The sequence below is a fragment of the Campylobacter sp. RM9333 genome (genome assembly GCF_020137705.1).
In the GTDB taxonomy this organism is placed as follows: domain Bacteria; phylum Campylobacterota; class Campylobacteria; order Campylobacterales; family Campylobacteraceae; genus Campylobacter_E.
Map to the genome: position 1 here is coordinate 1 of NZ_JACGAY010000037.1, position 9,688 is coordinate 9,688.

Below are 9,688 nucleotides of genomic sequence, written 5' to 3' on the forward strand. Positions count from 1 at the left end.
AAAAATAGAACCGCCATTAGTTCCTACCATTGTAGGGAATTTCCACGCATTTCCAAGTCCAACTGCAGAACCTGCCATCGCTAAAATAAAGCCAATTTTAGAAAATTGTTCTCTCATTTTTATCCTTTAAATTTAAAATACACAATAACAAGCACAGCAATAGGTGCAACAAATCTTGCAAAAAATATCCATATTTTAAAACCAAGTTCACCCATATAAGGGATAAAAGTTTCTTTTAAATCTTGCTTGCTAATAAAAAACCCAACAAAAATTGCAGCCATAAATGAGCCAAAAGGCATAATGATATTTGAGCTAACATTGTCTAAAATATCAAAGAAATTCATTCCAAAAAATGTTAAATTATTTTTATAAGCTTCAATGCCTGAAAATATACATAAAAGCCCTAAAATATACACAACTACCCCAATTAAAACAATAGCTTTTATTCTTGAGAAATTGAATTTATTTATTAGATAAAATACAAAAGGCTCTATCATTGAAACCGCACTAGTAATCCCTGCAAAAAATAAAGCTATAAAAAATGTAACAGCTAATATTTTGCCTAAAAGTCCAAGTTTTGCAAAAAGCGAAATCAAAGAAATAAAAATAAGCCCAGGACCTTGTGCGCTAGGGTCAGCATTAAACTCAAAAATAAAACTAAATACAATAAGCCCCATCATAAGACCTATTAAAAGATTTATAAAAATTATATAAAAAGTTGAACTTACAAAATTAGTTCTTTCAGGTAAGCTAGCTGAATAAGTAATAATGCTACCTGCTCCAATACTTAAAGAAAAACAAGCAAGTCCTAAAGCGTCTAAGAAAGAATCTTGATTAATCTTGCTAAAATCAGGCATAAATAAGAAATTAAAAGCGTCTTTAAAACCATCTTGAGTAAAGCTATAGCAAAGCATTAATAAAAGCATTATAAATAATGTTGGCATCATAAATACATTTAGCTTTTCAATACCATTTTTAACACCTTTTGCCACCGTGTAAAAGGCTATAAAAAACACTATACTAAAACATATTATCAAAGCACTTAAATTAGTTTCCACTAAATTAATAAAAAGCTCTTTATTATCAGCGATTTGAGTGCTAAGTGTATTTATATTAAAAATAGTAGATAGTGAATAATAAATATAATAAATTATCCAGCCAATAATCACACTATAAAAGCTAACGATTAATAAAGCCCCAATCATTGTAAAGCCTACTAAAGACCAAGGTTTTTTATACTTAGGTGCTAAAAAATAATAAGCACTAGCAGGGTCTAGCCTTGATGCTTTACCGATATATAACTCGCACAAAAATATAACAAATCCAACGCCTAAAGTAAGCAAAATAAACAGCATTACAAAGGCTGAACCACCATTAGTTCCTACCATTGTAGGGAATTTCCACGCATTTCCAAGTCCAACAGCAGAACCAGCAACTGCTAAAATAAATCCAATTTTAGAAAATGTATTATTCAAAATAAGCCCTTTTTTTGGTTTTTTAAGGTTAAAACTTTCATTCTATAATAATTTTTAAAAATTTGTATAAATAAAAATTAAAAATATATAAAAAAGGCAAAAATTTGTGTAAAAATACTAAAGAATTTACATACAAAATAATCTTAAGCTATGATGGTTCAAGATTTTTTGGTTCAGCAAAGCAACCAAATTTAACTTGCGTTCAAAATACACTTGATAATGCTTTAAAATGTGTTGGGGTATTTAAGCCTAGTATATTTGCTAGTAGGACTGATAAAGGAGTGCATGCAAATTGCAATGTGGCAAGAATTAGTTCAAGTTATAAATTAAATAAAGATTTTGTATTAAAAAAACTCAACAATACTCTAAATGGTATTTATATAAAACATATAAAAGAATGCGAATTTGAACCTAGATTTGATGCAAAACTTAGAAGCTATAGATATATAATCTCGCCTTATTTTAACGCCTTTAATAAAGCATATTGCTGTGATTACGCAAAAGAAATTGATATAAAATTATTAAAAAACGCTTTAAAAGTATATGAAGGAGAGCATGATTTTGCTAATTTTTGTTTAAGCCTTGATGATGATAAAAATAGCATTAGAACTATTTATAAAACTAGAATTTATAAGTATAAAGATTTGGTTGTTTTGAACTTTTTTGCTAATGGATTTTTAAGGGGTCAGATTAGATTGATGGTTGATTTTTTACTTAAAATAAATGAAAAAAAATTAAGTATAGAAGAGCTAAAAGAACAATTAGCTTGCAAGGAAATTCACTCAAGAACCCTTGCAAAACCAAGCGGACTTTATCTTAAAAGCATAATGTATTAGAAGTTGTATCCTATACCAACTAATAGATTTGAGTTAGAAAAATTACTTCTACCTTGATAGCCTAATTTAGCATTTACATATAAGCTCTCATTAATATCATAAATTCCCTCAACACCAGCACTAATATATGTGCTATTTAAATCTTTAAAATCATGATGCAAAAATATTTCTCCACCTGCTGTTACATTATCAATAATTTTTACAGAATAATGCACTCCAGCTTGAATACCAAATCCATTTAAAGTAGAGCTTGAAATACCATCATATTTTGGCTTTATTGAATAATAATAAGCTCCGGCTAATATATTTAACGCATCATCTAATTCTTGATAAGGTAAGCCAATCGCATAACCACCTAAAGCACCAAATGAATAAATGTTATATTTATACTTACCATAATAAGTTTTATTCTCTTGCTTTGATACGCTTATATTTGCACTATATACTAAATCATCTATATTGTTATAATTTTTATAATAAATATTAGAATTTAATACATTATCACTTCCCACGCCAAACTCAATTCCCGTATGATTGTAAGCGTTAGCATAAGAACTTAAAAACCCTAAAGTTAAAACAGAATATAAAATCTTTTTCATAATCTTCTCCTAAAATAAAAAAACGATGAATACTAAATATTTTTAGACAATAAACAGCTATATTTTTTAAAAAAAATAGTAAAAATATATTATTTTTTGTATTATTAAATCACATTTTAAATTCCTTATATTTTGAGTTATCATTTTGTAACCAAAAATAGGAATAATTTTGTCTTATTTTTAAAAAAGGAGATTTTATGAAAGTTAATTTTAAAGGTAGCCCTGTTGCAATTAGTGAAGCAATTAAGCTAGGAGATAGTATTAAAGATACTAAAGTAGTAGGTAAAGATTTAAGCGTAATTAATCTAAATGAAGACGCTATCATAGTAAGCGTTCCTAGTATTGATACAGGTGTATGTGCTAAAGAAGCTAGAGAATTTAATGTAAAAGCTAACAAACTTGGAATGAAAGTTTATGTTGTAAGTATGGATTTACCTTTTGCTTTTGCAAGATTTTGCACTGCTGAAGGCTTAGAAAATATAATTCCAGTTAGTGATTTTAGATACGGCGAATTTGTTAAAAACTACGGCTGTAGAATACAAGAAGGTGCTTTAGAAGGACTTACAACTAGAGCTGTTTTTGTTCAAAAAGGTGGAAAAATAGTTTATAGCGAAGTTTGTGCTGAAATTACAGAACTACCTAATTTTGACGCTTTAGAAAAAGCTCTAGCGTAATTAATAAATATCTAAATCTTAGGATTTAGATATTTAAATTCCTATTTCAAATTCCTTAGAATTTCAAGCAAATTAATTTGAATTTTATCTTATTGTTATTTTATAAAGATACTTTATCTACTATTAAATGATTATTTTTTATCGTAAGGTAGTTTTTTTAATTCTACTTGTTTATTCAATATAAATTTATTAAAAAAACTTTCTAAATACGAAAAATCGCTTTTTATATTATTTTTAATATTCTCATAGTTAGCCAAAACTAATGCGTCTCTAAAATACTTTGAGTTGTTTTTGAAAATATCATTATTAGCTTCAAAACCTTTGCTTTGTAGATATTTGATTGCAAAAACAGCGATTGTTCTAGTATTGCCTTCGCGAAATGGATGAATTTGCCAAATATCACTTATAAATTTTGCTATATTTAAAACTTGCTCTTCTTTACTCATTAGAAGATAATTTTTCTTTTTTTCCTTATCAAAATCATATTCAAGAGTATCGCTAATCTCATTAAAATCAACATATTCTACGCTTTTATCTCCCCCTAAAATATCTTCATTTTTAGCAATATTTACATCTCTAAAAACACCAACATATTTTTCAAGCCCTTGAACAAAAGCATCTTGAAATATATTTTTATGAATAATTTTTAAAGCAATCGGAGAAAATCTAAAGCTATTATTGTCTAAAAACTTAGCAATATTTATAGATACCAAATCGCATTCTTTTTCACATATTTGTTGAATATCAAGTTTTTTATTTTGATAATATGTTTTAATGCTAATTTCTAATTCTTGATATGTTTTTGCTGTTGTTAAAGTTTGTTTAAAATATTCAGATGGTTTAAGATTATCAACCAAGCTAAGCCCAATGCCTATTTCAATATAATCTTTATTTATATTTTCTTTATTTTGTATTTCCGTATATTGAGCTACCATTTTTTATCCTTTTTTCTTATTTTACAATAATTTTTTGTATTGTTAATTTTATAAAGCGATATATAACTTCTTAAATGACCTTTACAATTTAAGCCTTTTTTCTCTAAAGTAATTTATAAAATATACAAATTCAAAATTAATCACTAAAAAAGATAATTTGACTAAGAATTTCATTTGTCTTAAAAAAGGTTTTTTTAATTTTTTATATTTTTATAATTCATATTTTAAATTCCTTTAAAATTAAAGTGAATAATAAAGGAATTTAAAAAAACGAATTTTAGATTTAAATTCCGTGCCAAAAAGCACGAAATTTATAAATTATTAGTTAAATTAAAAATGAAAACCTAAACCAAGATTTATATAAAGGTTATTATTCTTTTGTGAAAATAAATTATCTTTAACACCCACTTTAGTGCTAACATAAGGGCTATAACGAGATGGTGTAGTATTAAACAACATACCTAAAGATATATCATAAGCATTTCTATTCTTTTTCACACCAAATTCATTTTGAACATCTCTAAAATAATTATTACTTAAATAAAAATTATAATAAGCATCAAGAGTTACCATATATTTTTTTGTATCAAATGGTTTTGATAAGGCACTTAAACCAAATTTTAATCCCTTAATATCATAAATAGCACCGCCTCTAATACCCATATTATGATACGCAAGACCACCCATTAAGTTCAAACTAAGCTCATCTTCATATTCATCATTAACATACATTCCATAACCAATCAAAACACTAAAATCAAATTGATTATTTCTTATAATTGGAATTAAGTCATCAAATCTATCTTTATAATTATTCCAAAAATAATTAGCCTCAAAACTCCAAACAAATTCAGAATCTCTTTCGTGCTCTTTATAAGTTCTAATATAGCCATTAATATCCCAATTATTATTGCCTAAATATTCTTTATTATTGATAATAAACATTGTTTTTGAAGTAGATAAAAAGCCAAAATTAATACCAGAATAAGTTCCCGCATTAGCAGCTACACCTAAAGCACCTAAACAAAGTGTTGAAAACAATAATTTCTTCATTCATTCTCCTTTTTTGATAAAAAAGAAAATAATACCCCCCCCCATTCTTAAAAAATACTTAATATTGTAAAAATTTATATGATTTGTTTAAGAATTAAAACAAATTAATCAATATTATCTTTAACACTAAATTTTTTTATCATATAAGAACTAGCAAAATTAACGCCTTTTAGTGTTACTAATGCACCTTTTTCTTGAAATCTATCTTTTATCTTATCAAGCATATAAATAGCACTAATATCCCAAAAATGTGCGTTGCTAACATCAATTAATACATTTTTACAATTTTCATTAAAATCAAATTCACTATAAAATTTATCAGCACTTCTAAAAAATATTTGCCCGTAGAATTTATAAACTCTAATATCACCATTTAAAGTTTTTTTGCAATTTAAAAAATACGAAACTTTATTTGCAAAAAATAAAGCTTCTAATAAAACCCCAATTAATACACCTATAGCAAGATTATGTGTCAAAATAGTAGCAATAACGGTAGCAATCATTACAGCATTTGCTGAAAATGGAAATGATTTTAATTGCCTAATAGATATAAAATCAAATGTGCTTATAGAAACCATTATCATAATACCAACTAATACTCCCATAGGAATATAATTCACAAAATCAGCACAAAATAATATAATCAAGCATAAATATACCCCTGCTAAAAATGTAGAAAGTCTAGTCCTTGCACCTGATTTTACATTTATCATAGATTGACCAATCATTCCACAACCTGCCATTCCACCAAAAAATCCCGTGCTAATATTTGCTAAACCTTGCCCTATACATTCACGATTTTTATTGCTTTTTGTAGCGGTTAATTCATCTAATACATTAGAAGTCATAAGACTTTCCATTATCCCAACTACTGCAAGGCTTAATGAATAAGGTAAAATAATTTGTAAAGTTTGTATATTTAATGGAACATTAGGTATTAAAAAATGTGGTAATTCACTTGGCAATTCACCTAAATCCTTAATCATTCTAACATCAAATCCAGCATTTATACTAATAATAGTAAGTATTATAATCGCTACCAATGAGCTTGGAATAATTTTGCCGATTTTAGGAAGTAATGGAAATAGATAGATTATGCCTAAAGCAACGCACATTATCACTAAACCAAGTAAGTTTGATTTAAAAATTTCATCAAGTTGAGCCATAAAAATTAAAATCGCCAAAGCATTAACAAAGCCAACCATAACCGAGCGTGGGATAAAACTCATAAATCTAGCTATTTTTAAAACACCAAAAAGAATTTGAAAAATCCCTGCTAAAATCCCCGCTACCATTAAATATTCAAGCCCATAGCCTTTAACTAAATCAATCATAAGCAAAGCCATTGCACCCGTTGCAGCCGAGATTAAAGCAGGTCTTCCACCCGCAAATGCAGTTACTAAAAGTATGCAAATACTAGCATATATTCCTACCTTAGGATTAACTCCTGCAATTAGACTAAAAGCTATTGCTTCAGGAATTATCGCAAAGCCTACTACAAGCCCTGCTAAAGCTTCTTTTGTAATATTGTTAAGATTAAATAAATATTTTTTTTGCAATGTTTGTCCTTAAAAAGTTAATATAAATAAAATGGAGTGTAACAAAGTTATGTTATTTAAAGTAATAATATTAATTAAACAATTTTTAGTATCAATTAAGATTAAAAGTTATTTTTAACTTTATATCATTAAAGCTAACTAGGAATTAGCTAATTCCTAATCTTGCCTTAGAGTTATCACTAATTTTCATTAATTCATCTAATAATTTATCTTTTTCTTTATCAAAATCAAATTTAAAGCTTTGTTGCATTAATTTTTCTTTATCTACAAATTCATCCATTGAAATTCCATGTTTTTTAAAAATAGCTTGTAATTTAGGGTGGTCAAGCCCTACGCTACCTGATGGTAAATCAAATTTATTCATAAATTCTTTTGATGATTTTTTAGCAAATTCAATTATTTTTAACTCCAAATCAGGTGTGATTTGATAGTTCTCTATGATTTCTTCTGCTACTTTTAAACCTTCATAATCTAAATTATTTTTAACTGATTCTAGTTTTTTAGTCTCAACTATCCCACAAGCTTCTAAAAACATCATTACCCCTACATCTTCTTTAGGAATTCTATTTAAATACTCGCTATCTAATTCTTTATCTTTTCTAGGAGTATGCCATTCTGTGGGAAAAAATAAACAATTTCCATAGTGCATCCAAGCAAAATCATCTTCAGCATTTGATATACACTTATTAATTAGCTCATCATTTATATTACTTGCTGCTTTACTTTGAGCTTGTAAGGCTTCTTCAAATGAAGCTTTTTTATTATCATTTAAGTTATTTGTCTTAGTAAAAGAACTAAGAACAATCCTATCATTTATTAACATTTGCTCTCCTTTAATTTATAATAATTAAACAAGAGCAAAATGTGTTCCTTATTTAAATAAACAAATAATAAGTATTAAGTAGATTTAAATATTTAATATTTTAATTCATTCAATAGTAATTATTTAATTAGAAATTAATTCATAAATCAATATAATTCAAATTATTTTTAAGGAGAGTTTATGAAAAAGATATTATTAAGTTTAGCTTTAATTTCAGGCTTATTTGCTGTTGATATTAGTAATATTGATAAAGCTTGTAAAAATCAAGACCAATCAAATTGTGCTTTTGAGCTTGATGAATACTGCAAAGAAGATTTGAAAGCTTGTTATCAATACTCAAAAGATTTATGTGCTAAAGATAATTTTAGTGGTTGTTTAATGACAGCTATTGCTAATGTAAAATTAGTGAAAGAACAATTAATTGATATTAAAGAAGCCTATATTGATGCTCAAAAAGCTATAAGTAAATTATGCGAATTACCAAATATAATAGTAAAAAACGAATCATCTCATAACAAATTTTGCGTTGTAGCAGGAGATGGATTGGTTTTAAAGGATGGTAAAAATTATGGTTTAGAAACAAATCCACAAAAAGCTTTAAGTTATTACAAAAAAGCTTGTGATGCTCAATCTAATGTGGGTTGTGAAAGATATAATAGTTTAAAAACTTTTTTAAATAAATAATTCTAAAATTATCAAGGAAATGGCTTAAAAAGTCCTTTCCTTTTAAATCTTATTAATATTTACACTTATAAAATGCTTTTTGTTTTATTGCTTGATTGTTGTTGTTATATCCTTGATAATACTCATCTTTAGAATACTCAAAAAACTCAAGATAAAAATCTATATGCTTATTTTGTGTTTTTATATTTTTCATCATATTACAAATTTCATTGCTTGTAGTTCTATCTACATTGTTATAAATATTTAAATGAATATTATTAAAAGACGAATCGTATAAAATATAAGTTCTACTAATACAATCTTCTTTAGAATTACAATAATTATTTTTAATAAGTTTTTCTTCTATTTTATCAATTGATAAGCTAACAATATTTATGATATTACTATCAGCTTTGCCGTAACTTAAAAAAACTAAAAAACCAACAATAAAAAATATTAAAAAAATCATTATATAAAGTATTGTTTTTAGCATTTTAAAGACATTTCTAAGCTTTTAAATCTAGTAATTTATAAGCTTTTAGCTCATCAATTAGCTTTATACTAAACTCGCAAAATTCTTCTAAATTATTTTTGTCTTTTAATTCTTTTTCTTTATCTTCATTTATTTTTAAAGAATTTGAGTTTTTAAATAATTTTATATCTTGCTTTAGTTTTCTTATGTGATTGTTTTCTTCATTAATAGCGTATTCTTTTAGCTTTAAATCTATTTTAGGCTTTTTATCAATTTGATTTTTTTCAGTGTATTTATATAGATTTTCTAATTCTTCTAAATATTTTTCTTTACTCTCATTTAACATAAGTTCATCTAGTGTTAATGAACCATCTTTATTTTTATCCTTTAAAATAGTATCACTTAAATCCTTTGAAATAGTATTATGAGCTTCATACATTTCATCGCTAATATCATCTCCTTTAGCATTAAGTTCTACGCTAGTAATTTGCAATAAATTATATTCATTTATCTCGCCATCAAGCCTTACTCCTAGCCTTGAGTTTAACATCTCTTCTTTACTAAGCACTGCATTTTGGCTAACTTCTAAAAATTTATTA

12 protein-coding genes are annotated in these 9,688 nt (G+C 26.1%); 3 read left to right on the top strand and 9 right to left on the bottom strand.

Going from position 1 to position 9,688, the window contains the following annotated elements:
- Together AVBRAN9333_RS09255 and AVBRAN9333_RS09260 are read right to left on the bottom strand one after the other, a co-directional pair.
- On the bottom strand, nucleotides 1–117 hold a 117-nt coding region (locus AVBRAN9333_RS09255; protein WP_336609898.1), incomplete at its 3' end, for a hypothetical protein.
- Nucleotides 118–119: 2 nt separating this feature from the next.
- Nucleotides 120–1,475 carry a sodium-dependent transporter gene (locus AVBRAN9333_RS09260; protein ID WP_214120249.1) on the bottom strand — a complete coding sequence of 452 codons (1,356 nt, stop codon included), beginning with the start codon at nucleotides 1,473–1,475 and terminating at the stop codon, nucleotides 120–122.
- A 104-nt stretch (nucleotides 1,476–1,579) separates the two neighbouring features.
- Here AVBRAN9333_RS09260 and truA point away from each other — a divergent pair, with 104 nt between their 5' ends.
- Nucleotides 1,580–2,311, top strand: coding sequence for a tRNA pseudouridine(38-40) synthase TruA (gene truA, locus AVBRAN9333_RS09265; RefSeq protein WP_336609896.1), 732 nt, complete (start codon nucleotides 1,580–1,582; stop codon nucleotides 2,309–2,311).
- Here truA and AVBRAN9333_RS09270 read toward each other — a convergent pair.
- A complete protein-coding gene (locus tag AVBRAN9333_RS09270) occupies nucleotides 2,308–2,910 on the bottom strand; it encodes a hypothetical protein (protein ID WP_214150484.1) in 603 nt (200 codons plus the stop codon). The genes truA and AVBRAN9333_RS09270 overlap by 4 nt on opposite strands.
- Before the next feature lie 197 nt (nucleotides 2,911–3,107).
- Between AVBRAN9333_RS09270 and tpx the strand changes: the two genes are divergently transcribed.
- Nucleotides 3,108–3,584, top strand: a complete 477-nt coding sequence (tpx, locus tag AVBRAN9333_RS09275) for a thiol peroxidase (protein ID WP_214117430.1) — start codon at nucleotides 3,108–3,110, stop codon at nucleotides 3,582–3,584.
- A gap of 131 nt (nucleotides 3,585–3,715) precedes the next feature.
- Here the strand turns inward: tpx and AVBRAN9333_RS09280 are convergent, their stop codons facing one another.
- The 4 genes from AVBRAN9333_RS09280 to AVBRAN9333_RS09295 all read right to left on the bottom strand — a co-directional run bounded on the left by AVBRAN9333_RS09280 (nucleotide 3,716) and on the right by AVBRAN9333_RS09295 (nucleotide 7,954).
- The gene (locus AVBRAN9333_RS09280; protein WP_214150483.1) at nucleotides 3,716–4,519 is read right to left on the bottom strand and encodes a Fic family protein; all 804 of its coding nucleotides are present in this window, start codon (nucleotides 4,517–4,519) and stop codon (nucleotides 3,716–3,718) included.
- 330 nt (nucleotides 4,520–4,849) lie between these two features.
- Nucleotides 4,850–5,572 (bottom strand): hypothetical protein, encoded by a 723-nt coding sequence (locus AVBRAN9333_RS09285; RefSeq protein WP_214117432.1) that lies wholly within the window; start codon nucleotides 5,570–5,572, stop codon nucleotides 4,850–4,852.
- Nucleotides 5,573–5,676: 104 nt separating this feature from the next.
- Nucleotides 5,677–7,131, bottom strand: coding sequence for a SulP family inorganic anion transporter (locus tag AVBRAN9333_RS09290; RefSeq protein WP_239803334.1), 1,455 nt, complete (start codon nucleotides 7,129–7,131; stop codon nucleotides 5,677–5,679).
- A gap of 145 nt (nucleotides 7,132–7,276) precedes the next feature.
- Nucleotides 7,277–7,954, bottom strand: a complete 678-nt coding sequence (locus tag AVBRAN9333_RS09295; protein ID WP_239803333.1) for a hypothetical protein — start codon at nucleotides 7,952–7,954, stop codon at nucleotides 7,277–7,279.
- A gap of 180 nt (nucleotides 7,955–8,134) precedes the next feature.
- Between AVBRAN9333_RS09295 and AVBRAN9333_RS09300 the strand changes: the two genes are divergently transcribed.
- Nucleotides 8,135–8,638 carry a hypothetical protein gene (locus tag AVBRAN9333_RS09300; protein ID WP_214120606.1) on the top strand — a complete coding sequence of 168 codons (504 nt, stop codon included), beginning with the start codon at nucleotides 8,135–8,137 and terminating at the stop codon, nucleotides 8,636–8,638.
- 52 nt (nucleotides 8,639–8,690) lie between these two features.
- Here AVBRAN9333_RS09300 and AVBRAN9333_RS09305 read toward each other — a convergent pair whose 3' ends face one another.
- Entirely contained in the window at nucleotides 8,691–9,086 is a 396-nt protein-coding gene (locus tag AVBRAN9333_RS09305; RefSeq protein WP_214142534.1) for a hypothetical protein, read from the bottom strand.
- A 37-nt stretch (nucleotides 9,087–9,123) separates the two neighbouring features.
- On the bottom strand, nucleotides 9,124–9,688 hold a 565-nt coding region (locus tag AVBRAN9333_RS09310), incomplete at its 5' end, for a hypothetical protein (RefSeq protein WP_336609897.1).

What these genes read in the sequence shown, in the direction of transcription:
- tpx (WP_214117430.1), top strand. Translation starts at nt 3,108, where the DNA reads ATGAAAGTTAATTTTAAAGGTAGCCCTGTTGCAATTAGTGAAGCAATT.
- AVBRAN9333_RS09305 (WP_214142534.1), bottom strand. Translation starts at nt 9,086, where the DNA reads ATGATTTTTTTAATATTTTTTATTGTTGGTTTTTTAGTTTTTTTAAGT.
- AVBRAN9333_RS09300 (WP_214120606.1), top strand. Translation starts at nt 8,135, where the DNA reads ATGAAAAAGATATTATTAAGTTTAGCTTTAATTTCAGGCTTATTTGCT.
- AVBRAN9333_RS09270 (WP_214150484.1), bottom strand. Translation starts at nt 2,910, where the DNA reads ATGAAAAAGATTTTATATTCTGTTTTAACTTTAGGGTTTTTAAGTTCT.
- AVBRAN9333_RS09295 (WP_239803333.1), bottom strand. Translation starts at nt 7,954, where the DNA reads ATGTTAATAAATGATAGGATTGTTCTTAGTTCTTTTACTAAGACAAAT.
- AVBRAN9333_RS09285 (WP_214117432.1), bottom strand. Translation starts at nt 5,572, where the DNA reads ATGAAGAAATTATTGTTTTCAACACTTTGTTTAGGTGCTTTAGGTGTA.
- AVBRAN9333_RS09280 (WP_214150483.1), bottom strand. Translation starts at nt 4,519, where the DNA reads ATGGTAGCTCAATATACGGAAATACAAAATAAAGAAAATATAAATAAA.